The 16302-nt window shown below is 73.0% G+C and carries 16 protein-coding genes; 10 read left to right on the top strand and 6 right to left on the bottom strand.

All coding sequences use genetic code 11. The annotated features are described in order from the left end of the window. The first annotated feature begins 25 nt into the window (after positions 1 to 25). Entirely contained in the window at positions 26 to 952 is a 927-nt protein-coding gene (locus AB0412_RS08400; protein ID WP_366401728.1) for an immunity 49 family protein, read from the top strand. 10 nt (positions 953 to 962) lie between these two features. On the opposite strand, the gene AB0412_RS08395 is transcribed toward AB0412_RS08400, so the two are convergent. Further along, entirely contained in the window at positions 963 to 2459 is a 1497-nt protein-coding gene (locus AB0412_RS08395; protein ID WP_366401727.1) for an IucA/IucC family protein, read from the bottom strand. Positions 2460 to 2571: 112 nt separating this feature from the next. Here AB0412_RS08395 and AB0412_RS08390 point away from each other — a divergent pair, with 112 nt between their 5' ends. Genes AB0412_RS08390 through AB0412_RS08380 form a run of 3 tightly spaced genes read left to right on the top strand, consistent with a single transcriptional unit; the run spans position 2572 to position 5345 of the window. Beyond that, positions 2572 to 4107, top strand: coding sequence for an IucA/IucC family protein (locus tag AB0412_RS08390; RefSeq protein WP_366401726.1), 1536 nt, complete (start codon positions 2572 to 2574; stop codon positions 4105 to 4107). A 42-nt stretch (positions 4108 to 4149) separates the two neighbouring features. Further along, positions 4150 to 5064, top strand: coding sequence for a HipA family kinase (locus AB0412_RS08385; RefSeq protein ID WP_366401725.1), 915 nt, complete (start codon positions 4150 to 4152; stop codon positions 5062 to 5064). Continuing rightward, positions 5061 to 5345: a SelT/SelW/SelH family protein gene (locus AB0412_RS08380; protein ID WP_366401724.1), complete on the top strand. Its 285-nt coding sequence runs from the start codon at positions 5061 to 5063 to the stop codon at positions 5343 to 5345. Before AB0412_RS08385 ends, AB0412_RS08380 begins: the two co-directional genes overlap by 4 nt. 20 nt (positions 5346 to 5365) lie before the next feature. Here the strand turns inward: AB0412_RS08380 and aceB are convergent, their stop codons facing one another. Together aceB and AB0412_RS08370 are read right to left on the bottom strand one after the other, a co-directional pair. Continuing rightward, a complete protein-coding gene (gene aceB, locus AB0412_RS08375) occupies positions 5366 to 6991 on the bottom strand; it encodes a malate synthase A (RefSeq protein ID WP_366401723.1) in 1626 nt (541 codons plus the stop codon). 192 nt (positions 6992 to 7183) lie between these two features. Then, positions 7184 to 7798: a nucleotidyltransferase family protein gene (locus AB0412_RS08370; protein ID WP_366401722.1), complete on the bottom strand. Its 615-nt coding sequence runs from the start codon at positions 7796 to 7798 to the stop codon at positions 7184 to 7186. 175 nt (positions 7799 to 7973) lie between these two features. Between AB0412_RS08370 and AB0412_RS08365 the strand changes: the two genes are divergently transcribed. Beyond that, on the top strand, positions 7974 to 8288 hold the full coding sequence (locus tag AB0412_RS08365; RefSeq protein ID WP_366401721.1) for a DUF5955 family protein: 315 nt from the start codon (positions 7974 to 7976) through the stop codon (positions 8286 to 8288). Positions 8289 to 8430: 142 nt separating this feature from the next. On the opposite strand, the gene AB0412_RS08360 is transcribed toward AB0412_RS08365, so the two are convergent. After that, positions 8431 to 9240: an IclR family transcriptional regulator gene (locus AB0412_RS08360; RefSeq protein WP_366401720.1), complete on the bottom strand. Its 810-nt coding sequence runs from the start codon at positions 9238 to 9240 to the stop codon at positions 8431 to 8433. Positions 9241 to 9491: 251 nt separating this feature from the next. On the opposite strand from AB0412_RS08360, the gene allB reads away from it, so the two are divergent. Further along, a complete protein-coding gene (allB, locus tag AB0412_RS08355; protein ID WP_366401719.1) occupies positions 9492 to 10832 on the top strand; it encodes an allantoinase AllB in 1341 nt (446 codons plus the stop codon). A gap of 31 nt (positions 10833 to 10863) precedes the next feature. Continuing rightward, positions 10864 to 11979 (top strand): allantoicase, encoded by a 1116-nt coding sequence (gene alc, locus AB0412_RS08350; RefSeq protein WP_366401718.1) that lies wholly within the window; start codon positions 10864 to 10866, stop codon positions 11977 to 11979. A 593-nt stretch (positions 11980 to 12572) separates the two neighbouring features. Here alc and AB0412_RS08345 read toward each other — a convergent pair. Then, positions 12573 to 13328, bottom strand: coding sequence for an SDR family oxidoreductase (locus tag AB0412_RS08345; RefSeq protein WP_366401717.1), 756 nt, complete (start codon positions 13326 to 13328; stop codon positions 12573 to 12575). 140 nt (positions 13329 to 13468) lie between these two features. Between AB0412_RS08345 and AB0412_RS08340 the strand changes: the two genes are divergently transcribed. Together AB0412_RS08340 and AB0412_RS08335 are read left to right on the top strand one after the other, a co-directional pair. Continuing rightward, positions 13469 to 14095 carry a dihydrofolate reductase family protein gene (locus AB0412_RS08340; RefSeq protein WP_366401716.1) on the top strand — a complete coding sequence of 209 codons (627 nt, stop codon included), beginning with the start codon at positions 13469 to 13471 and terminating at the stop codon, positions 14093 to 14095. Positions 14096 to 14238: 143 nt separating this feature from the next. Further along, positions 14239 to 14634: a ribonuclease domain-containing protein gene (locus AB0412_RS08335; RefSeq protein WP_366401715.1), complete on the top strand. Its 396-nt coding sequence runs from the start codon at positions 14239 to 14241 to the stop codon at positions 14632 to 14634. On the opposite strand, the gene AB0412_RS08330 is transcribed toward AB0412_RS08335, so the two are convergent. Next, positions 14622 to 14822: a hypothetical protein gene (locus AB0412_RS08330; protein ID WP_366401714.1), complete on the bottom strand. Its 201-nt coding sequence runs from the start codon at positions 14820 to 14822 to the stop codon at positions 14622 to 14624. The genes AB0412_RS08335 and AB0412_RS08330 overlap by 13 nt on opposite strands. A gap of 180 nt (positions 14823 to 15002) precedes the next feature. Between AB0412_RS08330 and AB0412_RS08325 the strand changes: the two genes are divergently transcribed. Beyond that, complete coding sequence (locus tag AB0412_RS08325) at positions 15003 to 16253, top strand: histidine kinase (protein WP_366401713.1); 1251 nt, start codon at positions 15003 to 15005, stop codon at positions 16251 to 16253. The last annotated feature ends 49 nt before the right edge of the window (positions 16254 to 16302 follow it).

The following is a 16302-nucleotide window of genomic DNA, read 5'->3' as shown; positions in this document are numbered from 1 at the left end:
AGTGGCGGCTGGCAGGATGATCCTCATGACGATCATGGACGTGCCCCGGCACGAGGTGAGCGTGCGGAGTGTCGAGCCGGCACTGTCGGACATCCGGGGGCGGACCTTCCGCCGCTGGCACACGATGCGGTACGACTGCTACTCCGACGCGGAGTTGCTGGGCATGCGCGACGACCTCCTCGACCACCTCGCCGCGCGCACGGTGTCCGACCCCCACCTCCTCACCGAGCCCGCCCCCCTCGTCCTGCGCACGGCGGCGGAGTGCGCCCTCGGACACCTGGATCTCGGGTGCTTCCCCAACGGCGACCAGGAGATCCGTTTCCCTCTGATCGGGGAGAGCGTCAGCAGCGAGGACACCGCCTTCGCGGACGCGGTGGAGCACGCGGCCACCGCCGCGGACTGGCTGGACGCCTTCGCGCTGGGCCTGATCAGCGGGCTGCTGTGGGAACGGGACCGGGTCATAGGACTGCTCCTGCGCGACGACCACGCGCCGGCGATCCGCGACGGGGCGCCGCACTCCGAGCTGGAATCCGTGTCGGACCCGGGGGAGTTGGCGGAGATGGACACCCTCGCCTGCTACCTGACCCGGGCGAGCGGGCATCTCCCCCGCGACTGGCCGTCGGTGCCGCTGTGCATGCCGGAGGTCGACGAGCGTCTCGACGGTGCCCTGCGACTGAACGCCCTCGCGGACATGACGCCGGATCAGCGACTGCTGCGGGTGCTCCTGGAGGACAACCAGCCCGCGTTCGAACAGGCCCTGGCGGACCGCCTCGCCCAGCACCGGGAGAGCACACCGGCCGACGCGCCGCCCCGCAGCCTGCTCCCGTACCGGACCATCGCCCTGGCCGCACTGGCGGTCCAGGTGCACGGCTGGGACCTGCGCGTGCGTTCCGGTTATCTGCCGCAGGCGTTGCTCACCGCCCCGGCGGGAGCGCCGGCCGTCGGCCGATAGCGGCGCGGCCTCACGCGTGCAGGGGGTTGGGCAGGTCGGCCCACTGGTCCCCGGCCGTCCCCGGTGACAGACGCATCAGCGTGAGTGCCTTCGCGGGAAGCGGCTCGTCGCACAGAGCCGCGAGATCCGGGCTGCGCGGCACATCCCGTACGGCGGTCTCCAGGGCCGCCCGCAGCGCCGGGGCCGAGCCCGTGGCCCCCGCGAGGGCGCCCGCCACGAGCGAGCCGAACAGCTTGCGGCGCAGGGCCCGTTCGTCGTCCGTGACCATACGGGTGGGCAGGTCGGGCAGCGGGATGCCGTGGCGGGCGAGCCGGGCCGGGCTGACCCGCAGATCGGCCAGGTCGCGGTAGACCAGCCGCAGCGGTTCCCCGGCCGGGGACAGCACCACCAGGAGGTTCTGGCCGTGCGCCTCCAGAGCCACGCCCAGGTCCAGCAGCCGCAGCCCCACCGTGAGCGCGAGCCGCGCGAAGCTCGCCGACCAGGCGGGGGAGCGGGCCGGCCCGGTGGTCGCCAGCGCCCCCACCGGGACGACGCGTTCCTCCTCCGACGCGTACAGGCGAGGCGACTCGCGCAGGACGGCCGCGAGATCCGGGGATCCCCCCGCGACCGCACCCAGCGTGCGGGTGATGTGCAGCAGCCCGTCCGTGCGGGCCGCCACCGCCTCCCCGAAGTCCGACAACGCCGCCGACGCGGCGACGGAGCCGAGCGAGATGTCCCGCACCGAGGACGTCAGCCGGGCACTCAGCGCGGTCTTGACATGCGGTCCGTCCGGCAGCGCGAGGGTGCGCAGCGCCATCAGCGGATGCGCCGCGAGGCGCTGCTCGCACGGGCGCTTGAGCACGTGTGCCGCCTGCCACGGGTGCACCGGGATCACCAGGCGGCCCCCGTCCCGCAGCCACTCGGGCCACACACCGCTCACCAGGCACTCCCCGGCGGGGACGGGCAGCAGGCCCAGCTCCACCACCGGCCGGTGCTCGGGAGCGTAGGCGAGCTGCTCGGCCACCGAGAAGCCGGGCCGGAAACGGCAGTTGGGGTGGAACGGATGCCCGTCGATCACCCGCTGCTCCCACTCCCAGTCGCTGACCGGCCACTCCTTCGGGTGATCCGGCCGGGCGGCCCGTGACAGCGCCAACGAGGCGACACTGTGGCCGAGTTCGGCAGCGAAGGCCGCCGACCGGGGTACGGCGAGGTCCGTCATCAGCCGCGCCGGATCGTCGTGCTCCACGTCGTCGAGCCGTACCACCGTGGCGTACGCGTCGGTCGCGTACGGATCCGCACGCGTGCCGTGCAGCGCGCGCCCGTCCGTGAGCCGCAGCACCAGCCCGTCCCCGGACGCCTCCCGGCGGGCGATCCACGGCAGCGGCTCGTGCGCGAGCCCACGCCACAGCCGGGTCAGCACGGCCGCGCGGGCGCCGGGCAGCTCCCGCGCGTACCGGGGCACGAGCGCGGGCCGTACGGCGGCCAGCTCGTCGGCGACCTCGGACTCGGCGGTGGGGGGACGGTGCACGGGCGGGCTCCTCGGGTACGACACAGGCGGGACGAAAGGGCGGTCGACGACAGACATACTGATCGTCTCCGCCCGGACAGACCGTAGGGAACCAGTGGAACGCGTGGACCTCATGCCCCCGCCAGCAGACGACGACGCGTCGACGAACGACACCCTCGCCGGGCGCGCCGACGCCCACGCGGCCGTACCCCTGCTGAACTGCCTGCTGCGGGAGGTGGCCGAGCCCCTGGAGTACGGGGACCGGCACCGGACCTACCGCCTGACCGGCGTCGACCGCCTGCTGCGCGTACGCGGCACCCGGCGGCCCACCGAACCCGAGGTGTTCGCCGCCGGTGCCTGGCACCGGATCGGCCATGTGGAGCTGGTCAAACTCGCCGCCGAGGAACTGCGCCGGCACACCGGTGTGTCCAACCACGAACTGCCCGGCGAGATGATCGACAGCCGGGACGCGGTGGCCGCCCTGCTCGCCGCGCGCGCCCGGGCCACCCCGCCCGGCGACCCGTATCTGCGCTCCGAGCAGTCCCTCGTCACCGGCCACACCCACCACCCGGCCCCCAAGGCGCGCGGCGGCGGCCCCGCCGCCTGCTGGCTGCCCTACGCGCCCGAGGCGTACGCCCGCTTCCCGCTGACGCTGCTCGCCCTGCGCGAGGACACCCTCGTCGACGAGGGCGACACCACCGCGCTCGACCGCCTGGGCAGCGCCCCGCCCGGCTACCGCCTGCTGCCCGCCCACCCCTGGCAGCTGGACCTGGCCTCCCGCGACCTCGCCCCCGCGTTCGCCGACGGCCGCCTGCTGCGGCTGGGCACGACCACGTCCCCGGTGTGGCCCACGGCCGCGATCCGCACGGTGTACGCGCCCGAGCACGACCTCTTCTGCAAGTTCAGCCTGGACGTGCGGATCACCAACGACATCCGGCGCCTGTGGCGGCACGACCTGCTGCGCCTGCGCGCCACCGACGCGGCCGTGTGCCGCGCCTTCGCCGCGTTCGACGGGACGGCGGCCTGGCTCAGCGACCGCGGCCACCGCACCGCCGGCTTCGCCTACGAGCAGCTGGCCGTCGTCGTCCGGGACGGACTGCGCGGCCGTCTGCTGCCCGGCGCGACCCCGTATCTCGCCGCCGCGCTGGTCGAGGGCTTCGACGGCAACCCGCTCGCCGCGACCGGGGACCCTGCCGCGTGGTGGGAGGCGTATCTGACCCAGGTGGTGCCACCGGTCCTGGCCGCCTTCGCCGGGCACGGCGTCGTCCTGGAGGCGCATCTGCAGAACACCCTGATCGCCGTGGACGCCACCGGCACCCCCGTGCAGGCCCTGTTCCGGGACGCCGAGGGCGTGAAGCTCCTGCCGGGGGCGTCCGGTACGGCGGGTCTCCCCGAGGTGTCCCCGGAGGCCGGGTGGGAACGGCTCGTGTACTGCCTGGTCGTCAACCACCTCACCGAGATCGCCGCCGCCCTCGCCGAGCTCCACCCCGGCCTCGACCCGTGGCCCGCCGTACGCCACGAACTGGCCCGTCACGATCTCCCCGAGGCCGCCGCCCTGCTCACCGCCCCCACCCTCCCCGGCAAGACCAACCTCCTGCTGCGCTGGACCGGCGCGGACGGCGCCGCCGCCCGCTACCGTCCCCTGCCCAACCCGCTGGCCAGGGGATAAATGCCGGTGGGCGGGCCAGGGGCCTGCCGTACGCTGGCGGGTGTGCTGCGCGATGTGAACGCCGTTCGATATGTGACCCCGCTGAGATCCGGCGGCTCCGTCCCGGGAGTCGTCGAGGCCGACGATCTGGGCACGTACGTCGTGAAGTTCACCGGCTCCGCGCAGGGCCACAAGGCGCTGGTCGCCGAGGTGATCGTGGGGGAGCTGGCGCGGGCGCTCGGGCTGCGGTTCCCCGAGCTGGTGCTCGTGCACTTCGACCCGTCGATCGCCGGTCACGAGCCGCACCAGGAGGTGCGGGAGCTGCACGCCTCCAGCGCCGGAGTCAATCTCGGCATGGACTACCTGCCGGGCGCGCGGGACTTCACCCCCGAGGTCGCACAGGAGTTCGCGGTCGATCCGCTGGAGGCGGGCCGGATCGTCTGGCTCGACGCGCTGACCGTGAACGTCGACCGCACGGTGCACAGCTCCAACCTCGTCGTCTGGCCGACCCTCGGCGTCGCGCGCCCCCGCCTGTGGCTCATCGACCACGGCGCGGCGCTCGTCTTCCACCACCGCTGGGACGGCGCGGACCCCGCCAAGGCGTACGACTTCCGGCACCACGCCCTCGGTCATTACGGGCCCGACGTACGGGCCGCCGACGCCGAGCTCGCGCCCCGGGTGACCGAGGAGCTGCTGCGGTCCATCGCGGCCGAGGTGCCCGACGCCTGGCTGGCCGGCGAGCCCGGCTTCGCCACGCCCGACGAGGCACGCGAGGCGTATGTGACGTACCTCCACGCACGCGTGCGGGCGTCCGAGGCGTGGCTGCCGACCGACTTCCCGAGCGCCCAGGAGCTGGCCGCGGAGAACGCGCGGCGCGCGGCGCGTACACGACAGGGCCGGCCGGACTGGCTCAAGCAGGTCCCCGACCTGCACGGCCGGCCGGCGGTGGAACACGACGGGACGGTGCACCTGCGATGACTTCCGGCGAACGGCGCGTGGAGATCGAGTACTGCACCCAGTGCCGCTGGCTGCCCCGGGCCGCCTGGCTGGCGCAGGAGCTGCTGACCACCTTCGAGGCCGAGCTGACCGAGCTCGCGCTCAGGCCCGGCACCGGGGGTGTCTTCGTGGTGCGGGTCGGGGACGAGGTGGTGTGGGACCGGCGGGAGCAGGGCTTCCCGGAGCCGACGGCCGTGAAGCGGGCCGTACGCGACCGAGTGGCCCCGGGGAAGTCCCTGGGCCACTCGGACAAGCCCGCGTGACGTTCAGCCCTTGAGCCGCGTCAGCCCTTGAGCTGCTCGTACGCCGGCAGCGTCAGGAAGTCGGCGTAGTCCTCGTCGAGGGAGACCTTCAGCAGCAGGTCGTGCGCCTGCTGCCAGTTGCCCGCCGCGAACGCCTCCTCGCCGATCTCCGCGCGGATGTTCGCCAGCTCCTCGGCGGCGACCTTGCGGGCCAGCTCGGCGGTGACCTTCTCGCCGTTGTCGAGGACGACACCGGCGTTGATCCACTGCCAGATCTGCGAGCGGGAGATCTCGGCGGTGGCCGCGTCCTCCATCAGGTTGAAGATGGCCACCGCACCCAGTCCGCGCAGCCACGCCTCGATGTAGCGGATGCCGACCTGCACGGCGTTGACCAGGCCGTTGTACGTCGGCTTGGCGTCGAGCGAGTCGATGGCGATGAGGTCCGCCGCCTTGACGTCGACGTCCTCGCGCAGCCGGTCCTTCTGGTTCGGCTTGTCGCCGAGGACCTTGTCGAAGGACTCCATGGCGATCGGCACCAGGTCGGGGTGGGCGACCCAGGAGCCGTCGAAGCCGTCGTTCGCCTCGCGGTCCTTGTCGGCCCGGACCTTCTCGAAGGCGACCTTGTTGACCTCCGCGTCCTTGCGGGAGGGGATGAACGCCGCCATGCCGCCGATGGCGTGCGCGCCGCGCTTGTGGCAGGTGCGCACGAGGAGTTCGGTGTACGCGCGCATGAACGGGGCGGTCATCGTCACCGCGTTGCGGTCCGGCAGGACGAACCTGGCCCCGCCGTCACGGAAGTTCTTGACGATGGAGAACAGGTAGTCCCAGCGGCCGGCGTTCAGCCCGGAGGCGTGGTCGCGCAGTTCGTAGAGGATCTCCTCCATCTCGTACGCGGCCGTGATCGTCTCGATGAGGACGGTGGCGCGGACGGTGCCCTGCGGGATTCCCATGTAGTCCTGCGCGAACACGAACACGTCGTTCCACAGCCGGGCCTCGAGGTGGGACTCCGTCTTCGGGAGGTAGAAGTACGGGCCCTTGCCGAGGTCGATCAGCCGCTTGGCGTTGTGGAAGAAGTACAGGCCGAAGTCGACGAACGCGCCGGGGACCGGGGTGCCGTCGGCGTCGACGAGGTGACGCTCGTTCAGGTGCCAGCCGCGCGGGCGCATGACGACCGTCGCCAGCTCCTCGTTCGGGCGCAGGGCGTACGACTTGCCGGTGCGCTCGTCCGTGAAGTCGATGTTCCGGGTGTAGGCGTCGATCAGGTTGAGCTGGCCGAGGACGACGTTCTCCCAGGTGGGGGCGGAGGCGTCCTCGAAGTCGGCGAGCCAGACCTTGGCGCCCGAGTTGAGGGCGTTGATGGTCATCTTGCGGTCGGTGGGGCCGGTGATCTCCACGCGGCGGTCGTTCAGGGCCGCGGGGGCGGGGGCCACCTTCCAGGAGTCGTCCGCGCGGATCGCGGCCGTCTCCGGGAGGAAGTCGAGGGTGGAGGTGCGGGCGATCTCGGCGCGGCGTTCCGCGCGGCGGGCGAGGAGCTCGTCACGCCGGGGCGTGAAGCGCCGGTGCAGCTCCGCCACGAAGGCGAGGGCCGGCTCGGTGAGGACCTCTTCCTGCCGGGGCAGGGACTCGGCGTCGACGATGGCCAGCGGGGACGGCGCTGGTGCGGACATCAGCTGTCACTTCCTTACGCGTGCATGGCGTGGCACCGGGTGCCAGTCGACCCGGGTACGGCTGGGAACGCCCGGAGAGAGGCCGGGCCCTTCTGAGCAGTGGATAGTAGTTTCCTCATGGTGGAAGTTCAATGGTTTGTTGATGTCGAGATTCTCTGAGTCGAGCGAAGGTGGCGCTGGGTGCCACGCCGTTCACTCAAGGTGGGCCAGGTCGGCCTCGGTGTCGATGTCGTAGGGAGCGGCCACGTCCCCGCACTCCACGAGCGTGATCCGTCCCGCGTGCTCCTTCAGATAGGCGCGTGCCCCCCGGTCGCCGGTGGCAGTCGCCGCGACACCGGCCCAGTGCGCGGCGCCGAACAGCACGGGGTGGCCGCGGACGCCGTCGTAGGCGGCGGAGACCAGCGACGCGGGGGAGTCGTACGCCCCGAGTACTCGTGCGACGGCCTCGGCACCGATCCCCGGCTGATCGACCAGCGACACCAGTGCCGCCCGCGCCCCCGTCCCGGCCAGCGAGTCCAGCCCCGCCCGCAGGGAGGTGCCCATGCCCTGCTCCCAGGCGGGGTTGTCGACGAGCACGCAGCCGGACAGTGAAGCCCGCTCCCGTATGTCGCTCGCCCGCGCGCCGAGCACCACGTGCACGCGCGCACAGCCGCCCTCGCGCAGCATCCGCACCGCGTGCTCCACCAACGGCCGCCCGCGGTGGGGGAGCAGCGCCTTGGGCCGCCCTCCGAGCCGCCGCCCTCCGCCCGCCGCGAGGAGAAGTCCCGCGACCGGGACGCTGTCCCCGCCTGCCCGGTGTGTCGTCATGCCTCCTGCATACCGCACGGGCGGGTCGGGCCGGATGTCACGCTGCGGAGCAAGTCGATGACGCAGCGGACTGGCGCGACAGGTGCCGGGTGGCGTTTACTGGCGCGCACCGAAACCGGCGGGGAGAGGGAGAGCCGGGGCGGGATGCGCACAACGACGTGCCAGGGGGAGGACTGTGTTGCGGAGCGTGGAGCAAAGGCGCGTGGCCGGCGGTCGCGAGGATCCACGGGTGACGGAGCTGCGCTCCGCCGTGTCCCGGCTGCGCCGTCAACTCGCGGCCCATCCCGCGGAGTTCCCCGACAGGAGCATCGCGGAGGAGGAACTCGCCGCCCTGGACGCCATGGCCCTGAGCGGCATCCCCGAGATCCCCCGCCTGCGCCGCTCCTTACTGCTGATCGCCGGCGCGATCGGCTCGGTGAGCGCCCTGGGCAACGGCCTGCGGGAGGTCCGGGAGGCGGTGGACCTCTTCGGCCCGTCACCCAGGAATTGACGTACGTCTGCTCGAAACCTTCGTGGGTGTGAGGCCCTGGGGGCGCGGGGAACTGCGCGACCAGCCACAGACGACCCGCACTCCGAAAGCAACGGTCCGCCCCACGGCGCAACCGCACCGCACCCTCACCCCACGTCGGCCATCAGGACGCCGACGCGCCCCCCGACGACGTCAGCACCTCGGAGAGCTCCGCAGCCACCTGCTGCAACACCGGCACGATCTTGTCCGTCGCCGCCTCGGTGACCCGTCCCGCCGGCCCCGAGATCGAAATGGCCGCCGCGGTCGGAGAGTCCGGCACCGGCACCGCGAGGCACCGGACGCCGATCTCCTGCTCGTTGTCGTCGACCGCGTAACCCTGCCTGCGCACGTCCTCCAGCGCCGCGAGGAAGCCCTCCGGCGTGGTGATGGTCTTGTCCGTCGCCGCGGGCATACCGGTGCGGGCGAGCAGTGCCCGTACCTCCTCCGGCGGGAAGTAGGCGAGCAGCGCCTTGCCCACACCGGTGGAGTGCGGCAGCACACGCCGGCCGACCTCGGTGAACATCCGCATCGAGTGCTTCGACGGCACCTGCGCCACGTACACGATCTCGTCCCCGTCGAGCAGCGCCATGTTCGCCGTCTCGCCGGTCTCCTCCACCAGACGCGCGAGATACGGGCGCGCCCAGGTGCCGAGCAGCCGCGAGGCGGACTCGCCGAGCCGGATCAGGCGAGGCCCGAGCGCATAACGGCGGTTGGGCTGCTGGCGGACGTAACCGCAGGCCACAAGCGTACGCATCAGGCGGTGAATGGTCGGCAGCGGCAGCCCACTGCTCGCGGACAGCTCGCTCAGACCGACCTCCCCGCCCGCGTCCGCCATCCGTTCGAGCAGATCGAAGGCGCGCTCGAGGGACTGCACGCCACCGCTCGCGGCGGCGGTCCGGGCGGAGTCGGTGGTGCTGGCGCTGGACGTCGGCACGGCGCGTTCCTTTCGGGACTGACAGGAAGGGCCAAAGCCTACCCGGCAGCCGGTTGACTGCCCGCTTGTACGTAGCTACGTTCTGTGTGACGGAATTCTAATTCCGCTTTGTGGAAACGTCCAGAGGGTGACCGTCACCGCCCCCGTACGGGAAGTGTGCCCTTGACGGCATCGGAGCGGGAGTGAAGACTCCTTCAACAGAACGTTGAATTTCGCCAGGTGGAAAACCACGGAAGATCAGGAGGGTCCGGGTGTCCGACGCCGAACTGGTGCTGCGCTCGACGCGCGTCATCACCCCCGAGGGAACGCGCGCCGCGACCGTCACGGTCGCCGACGGCACGATCACCGCCGTCGGGCCGTACGACGCCCCCGCGCCCGAGGGCGCCCGCCTGGAGGACCTCGGCGACGACGTCCTGCTGCCCGGCCTCGTCGACACCCACGTGCACGTCAACGACCCCGGCCGCACCGAGTGGGAAGGCTTCTGGACCGCCACCCGCGCGGCGGCGGCCGGCGGCATCACCACCCTCGTCGACATGCCCCTCAACTCCCTGCCGCCCACCACGACCGTCGAGAACCTGCACGTCAAGCAGAAGGTCGCCGCCGACAAGGCGCACATCGACGTCGGCTTCTGGGGCGGCGCCCTCCCCGACAACGTCAAGGACCTGCGCCCGCTGCACGAGGCCGGCGTCTTCGGCTTCAAGGCGTTCCTGTCGCCGTCCGGCGTGGACGAGTTCCCCCACCTCGACCAGGAGCAGCTCGCCCGCTCGCTCGCCGAGATCGCCGCCTTCGACGGGCTGCTGATCGTGCACGCCGAGGACCCGCATCACCTCGCCGCCGCCCCGCAGCACGGCGGCCCCAAGTACGCCGACTTCCTCGCCTCCCGCCCGCGCGACGCCGAGGACACCGCCATCGCGCACCTCGTCGCCCAGGCCAGGCGCCTCGACGCACGCGTGCACGTCCTGCACCTGTCCTCCAGCGACGCCCTGCCGCTGATCGCCGAAGCCAGGGCCGAGGGCGTACGCCTCACCGTGGAGACCTGCCCCCACTACCTGACCCTGACGGCGGAGGAAGTCCCGGACGGCGCCAGCGAGTTCAAGTGCTGCCCGCCCATCCGCGAGGCCGCCAACCAGGACCTGCTGTGGCAGGCGCTGGCCGACGGCACCATCGACTGCGTGGTCACCGACCACTCCCCGTCCACCGCCGACCTCAAGACGGACGACTTCGCCACAGCCTGGGGCGGCATCTCCGGCCTCCAGCTGAGCCTGGCCGCCGTCTGGACCGAGGCCCGCAGGCGCGGCCACGGCCTGGAGGACGTCGTGCGCTGGATGTCGACGCGCACGGCCGAACTGGTCGGCCTCGACACCCGCAAGGGCGCCATCGCCCCCGGCCGCGACGCCGACTTCGCGGTGCTCGCGCCCGACGAGACCTTCACCGTCGACCCGGCGGCCCTCCAGCACCGCAACCGCGTGACCGCGTACGCGGGCCGGACCCTGTACGGCGTCGTGAAGTCCACCTGGCTGCGCGGCGAGCGCATCGTGGCGGACGGCGAGTTCACCGCACCGAAGGGCCGTCTGCTCACCCGCACCCACTGACACCGACACCGAAAGGCAGGACCGGATCACCGTGACGGCGATCGAGAGCTTCACCGGCGACGCGAACCCCTACCAGGGCGGCGACCCCTACGCGGACTACCGCACCGCCGACTTCCCCTTCACCCACCACGCCGACCTCGCGGACCGCCGCCTGGGCGCCGGTGTCATCGCCGCCAACGACGAGTTCTTCGCCCAGCGCGAGAACCTGCTGCTGCCCGAGCGCGCGGAGTTCGACCCCGAGCACTTCGGGCACAAGGGCAAGATCATGGACGGCTGGGAGACCCGCCGACGGCGCGGCGTCTCCGCCGACCACCCCTGGCCGGCGGACGGCGACCACGACTGGGCGCTGATCCGCCTCGGCGCACCGGGCATCGTCCGCGGCATCGTCGTGGACACGGCCCACTTCCGCGGCAACTACCCGCAGGCCGTGTCCGTCGAGGGCACCTGCGTACCGGGCTCCCCGTCACCCGAGGAACTTCTCGGCGACGACGTCAAGTGGACCACCCTGGTCCCGCGCACCGCGGTCGGCGGCCACGCGGCGAACGGCTTCGCCGTCTCCGTCGAGCAGCGCTTCACCCACCTGCGCCTCAAGCAGCACCCCGACGGCGGCATCGCACGCCTGCGGGTGTACGGCGAGGTCGTACCGGACCCCGCGTGGCTGCGGGCGCTCGGCACCTTCGACGTCGTCGCCCTGGAGAACGGCGGCCAGGTCGAGGACGCCTCCAACCTCTTCTACTCGCCGGCCACCAACACCATCCAGCCGGGCCGCTCCCGCAAGATGGACGACGGCTGGGAGACGCGCCGGCGCCGTGACCGGGGCAACGACTGGATCCAGTACCGCCTGGTCGAGCAGTCCCTGATCCGCGCGATCGAGATCGACACCGCGTACCTGAAGGGCAACAGCGCCGGCTGGGCGTCGGTGTCGGTCAAGGACGGCGAGAGCGGCGACTGGGTGGAGATCCTGCCCCGCACCCGCCTCCAGCCCGACACCAACCACCGATTCGTGCTCCCCGAGCCGGCCGCCGGCACCCACGCCCGCGTGGACATCTACCCCGACGGAGGCATCTCCCGCCTCCGCCTCCACGGCACCCTCACGGAGACCGGCGCCGCCCGCCTGACCGCCCGCCACCAGGAACTGGGCGGCTGACCCCCGCCCCAGGCCCCGTGGGACGCGCCGCATCGGACAGCAGCGGCGCGTCCCACGCGCGTACCGGGGGGTGACGGCTCGTCCCGCGCGGATACCGGGCATGACGGCGTGTCCGGCGCGTGCCGGGGGCGAGGCGGCGGGGTGCCCCGCACGCATGCCGGGGCGGCGGCGTGTCCGGCGTATGCCGAGCGTGAGGCGGCGGTCCCGCGCGTGCCGGGGGAGGTGGCGCGTCCCGCGTATGCCGGGGAGCGAGGCGGCGGGGTGCCCCGCACGGATGCCGGGGGTGACGGCGTGTCCGGCGATGCCGAGCGTGAGGTGGCGGTCCCGCACGCATGCCGGGGGCGGCGGCGTGTCCGCGTATGCCGAGCGTGAGGCGGCGCGTCCCGCGCGTGCCGGGGGAGGTGGCGCGTCCCGCGCGCATGCCGGGGAGGTGGCGCGTCCCGCGTATGCCGGGGGCGAGGCGGTGGGGTGCCCCGAACGTGCCGGGGGTCAGGCGGCGCGTCCCGCGCATGGTGGGGGTGAGGTGACGGCCTGCCCCGCACGTCTACCAGGGGCGACGCGGCGTGTCCCGCGGGTGTCGGCAGGGGCTCCGGTCAGGCCGCGTGGCCGCCGTCCACCGAGAACTCCGCACCGGTGACGTACGCGGCCGACGCCAGGTGGGCGATCGTCGCCGCCACCTCGTCGGGTGTGCCGAAGCGGCCGAGGGCCGTCAGGGACGCCTGGGCGCTCGCGAAGGGGCCGTCGGCCGGGTTCATGTCGGTGTCGACCGGACCCGGGTGGACGATGTTCGCGGTGATGCCGCGCGGCCCCAACTCCCGTGCCAGCGCTTTCGTCAGGCCGACCAGGGCCGACTTCGTCATCGCGTACAGCGTGCCGCCGGGGCCGGGCACGCGCTGGGTCATGCAGCTGCCGACGGTGATGATCCGGGCGCCCCGCCCCATCCGGGAGGCCGCCGCCCGGGACGTGAGGAAGACGCCCCGCACATTCACGGCCAGCACCCGGTCCAGGTCGGCCACCGAGATGTCCTCGACGGGGCCCAGCAGCCCGACGCCCCCGTTGTTGACCAGCACGTCGAGCCCGCCCAGCGCGTCCGTCGCGCGCTCCACGGCCCCCGCCGCCTCCGCCGCGTCGGCCAGGTCCGCCCGCAGTGCCACGGCCCGGCGCCCCAGCGCCTCCACCTCCCGTACGACCTCCGCCGCTGCGTCCTTGCCGTGCACATAGGTGACGGCCACGTCCGCGCCCTCCCGCGCCAGCCGCAGGGCCGTCGCCGCACCGATGCCGCGGCTGCCGCCGGTCACCAGGGCCGCCTTGCCGATCAGTTCTCCTGAGACCTTCTTCGATGTGTTCATGCCTCCATCCCAGCGGCCCCGTCGCGCGGGTGCTGGCGGCCAACGGACGTCGACCTGCCGCCGCACCGATGAGTTGCGGGCGCCGCGGGGGTCTGAGCTGATGACCCCACAGCACCGCACCGGAAAGGCAGGCACCCGCCATGGGCAACCTCGTCGTCACCACCTTCGTCTCCCTCGACGGCGTCTACCAGGCGCCCGGCGGCCCCCAGGAGGACACCCGCGACGGCTTCGAGCAGGGCGGCTGGAGCGTCCCGTACGGGGACGAGGACTTCGGCCGGTTCATCGACGGCGTCTTCTCGCGCGTCGGCGCCTTCCTCCTCGGCCGCCGCACCTACGACATCTTCGCCGGCTACTGGCCGAAGGTGACCGACCCCGCCGACCCGGTCGCGGGCAAGCTCAACGCCCTGCCGAAGTACGTCGTCTCCAGCACCCTCACCGACCCCGCATGGTCCGGCACCACCGTGATCAGCGGCGACGTCGCAAAGGAGGTCACCGCGCTGAAGGAGCGCACCGACGGCGAGCTCCAGGTGCACGGCAGCGGCGCCCTCGCCCAGTCCCTGTTCGCCGCCGACCTGGTGGACACCCTCCACCTGCTGACCTTCCCGGTCGTCCTCGGGGCCGGCCGCCGCCTGTTCCCGGAGGGCTCCCTGCCGACCGCCTTCCGCCACACCGGCGGGAGCGTCACCGGCGCGGGCGTGTCCATCCAGTCGTACGACCGGGTCGGCCGCCCGGAGTACGGCTCGTACGAGCTGCCCGAGAACGCGTGACACGCGGCTCGCGCGGCGAGCACTGCCGCCCGGCGCGGGGGACCGGGCGGCAGGTTAAATCCGCGCGAACTCATCCGGCGAGACGGGAAAATCCTCGGTCTTGTCATTGACATGCCATCGTCTACGCGCGTCATCATGAGGTCATGCGATTCCCCCCACGCGCCGCTCGGACCGGCGCAGCAGCCGCAGTCCTGTCCGCCCTCCTCCTGGGCGGCACCGTCACCGCGAACCCCGCAGGCGCCGCCGCAGCAGCGGTCGGCGACATCTGCTACAGCGACCTGCCCTCACAGGCGCACGACACCCTCGACCTGATCGAGCAGGGCGGACCCTTCCCGTACGAACAGGACGGGACCGTCTTCCAGAACCGGGAGGGCATCCTGCCCAGCCGGTCGACCGGCTACTACCACGAGTACACGGTGATCACGCCCGGTTCCCCCACCCGCGGCGCCCGCCGCATCGTCACCGGTGAGGAGCACCAGGAGGACTACTACACCGCCGACCACTACGCCTCGTTCGACCTCGTCGACTACGGCTGCTGACGGCTCGCCGCCGCAGCGAACAGGGCGCCGCCCAGCACCAGCAGGGCGGCGCTCACATAGATCTCGTAGCCGTCGAGAAACCCGATCCGCTGCACCAGTCCCCAGTGCCAGTCGGTGAACTCGTGCAGCAGACCGGCCACGCCCTGCACCACGGCGAGGAAACCCAGGAACTCCAGCAGTTGCTTCATGCCACCGACCCTCGCCCCGCGGACCCCCCACCCACATCGGCCGCGGGGCGAGTCCCGGCCGACGAAGAGATCGCCCTCGGCGCCGGCCGGTCCGCCGAAAGTCTGCGGTGCCGCGACTTTGGTCGGTGATCCGGTCCGCGACGCCGTGGGGCGCCCGGCCCCTGCGTAGATTTGTCGACCGTGAGCGGTGACAAGGCGACGCAGACGGCCCCGGTGTTCACGGGGCGCAGATGGTTCTTCCCGTCCGCCCTCATCCACGAACTCGACCCCGACGCCGAACGCTCCGGCCGCCGCCCGAGGCGTACCGCACGCGACTGGGCCGTCGACTTCAGCTGCTTCCTGCTGGCCGTCGGAGTGGGCCTCCTCGGCGCCGAGGCGGTCGCCGCGAACACCCGCGTCCCCGAGCCGCTGGCCACCGCCGACCAGATGCTCGGCGCGCTCTCCTGCGCCGCGATCTGGCTGCGCCGCCGCTGGCCGCTCGGGCTGGCCGCGGTGATGGTCCCGGTCAGCTTCGTCTCGGAGACCTCCGGCGGCGTCGCCGTCATCGCCCTGTTCACCCTCGCCGTGCACCGGCCCTTCCGGTACGTGGCCTGGGTGGGCGGCGCCCACGCGGCGCTCGTCCCGCTCTACTTCTGGTGGCGTCCCGACCCCGACCTGCCGTATCTCGCCTCGATCGTCCTGTTCATGGTGCTCACCGTCGCCGTCGTCGGCTGGGGCATGTTCGTCCGCTCCAAGCGGCAGCTCATGCTGAGCCTGCGCGACCGGGCCCGGCGGGCCGAGACCGAGGCCCGGCTGCGCGCCGAACAGGCGCAGCGGCTCGCCCGCGAGGCCATCGCCCGCGAGATGCACGACGTCCTCGCCCACCGGCTGACCCTGCTCAGCGTGCACGCGGGCGCGCTGGAGTTCCGGCCCGACGCGCCCCGCGAGGAGATCGCCCGCGCGGCCGGCGTCATCCGGGAGAGCGCCCACGAGGCACTGCAGGACCTGCGGGAGATCATCGGCGTCCTGCGGGCCGGCGAGTCCGACGACGCGGGCCGCCCGCAGCCCACCCTCGCGGCGCTGGACACCCTGGTCGCCGAGTCCCGGGAGGCCGGCATGAAGGTCACCCTCGACCACCGCGTCACCGACCCCGCCGCCGTCCCCGCCTCCGTCGGCCGCACCGCCTATCGCATCGCGCAGGAGGGCCTGACCAACGCCCGCAAGCACGCCCCCGGCACGGAGGTCACCGTGAGCGTCACCGGCGGCCCCGGCCAGGGCCTCGCCGTCACCGTGCGCAATCCCCGCCCCGAGGGGGACGTACCGCACGTGCCCGGCGCCGGGCAGGGCCTGATCGGCCTCACCGAACGGGCCACCCTGGCGGGCGGCACCCTGCAGCACGGCCCCACACCCGACGGCGGGTTCGAGGTACGGGCACGGCTGCCGTGGACATGAGCCGTGCACCCGCGCCCCGGCAGACCCGAGACGTGCACCCGCGCCCCGA

This window comes from Streptomyces sp. NPDC052012 (assembly GCF_040689265.1).
GTDB lineage: Bacteria > Actinomycetota > Actinomycetes > Streptomycetales > Streptomycetaceae > Streptomyces.
The sequence above is the reverse complement of the archived record's forward strand: the minus strand, read 5'-3'. Positions and strand labels throughout refer to the sequence as shown.

What these genes read in the sequence shown, in the direction of transcription:
- AB0412_RS08345 (WP_366401717.1), bottom strand. Translation starts at nt 13,328, where the DNA reads ATGAACACATCGAAGAAGGTCTCAGGAGAACTGATCGGCAAGGCGGCC.
- AB0412_RS08390 (WP_366401726.1), top strand. Translation starts at nt 2,572, where the DNA reads ATGCCCCCGCCAGCAGACGACGACGCGTCGACGAACGACACCCTCGCC.
- AB0412_RS08400 (WP_366401728.1), top strand. Translation starts at nt 26, where the DNA reads ATGACGATCATGGACGTGCCCCGGCACGAGGTGAGCGTGCGGAGTGTC.
- aceB (WP_366401723.1), bottom strand. Translation starts at nt 6,991, where the DNA reads ATGTCCGCACCAGCGCCGTCCCCGCTGGCCATCGTCGACGCCGAGTCC.
- AB0412_RS08380 (WP_366401724.1), top strand. Translation starts at nt 5,061, where the DNA reads ATGACTTCCGGCGAACGGCGCGTGGAGATCGAGTACTGCACCCAGTGC.
- AB0412_RS08340 (WP_366401716.1), top strand. Translation starts at nt 13,469, where the DNA reads ATGGGCAACCTCGTCGTCACCACCTTCGTCTCCCTCGACGGCGTCTAC.
- AB0412_RS08330 (WP_366401714.1), bottom strand. Translation starts at nt 14,822, where the DNA reads ATGAAGCAACTGCTGGAGTTCCTGGGTTTCCTCGCCGTGGTGCAGGGC.
- AB0412_RS08335 (WP_366401715.1), top strand. Translation starts at nt 14,239, where the DNA reads ATGCGATTCCCCCCACGCGCCGCTCGGACCGGCGCAGCAGCCGCAGTC.
- AB0412_RS08370 (WP_366401722.1), bottom strand. Translation starts at nt 7,798, where the DNA reads ATGACGACACACCGGGCAGGCGGGGACAGCGTCCCGGTCGCGGGACTT.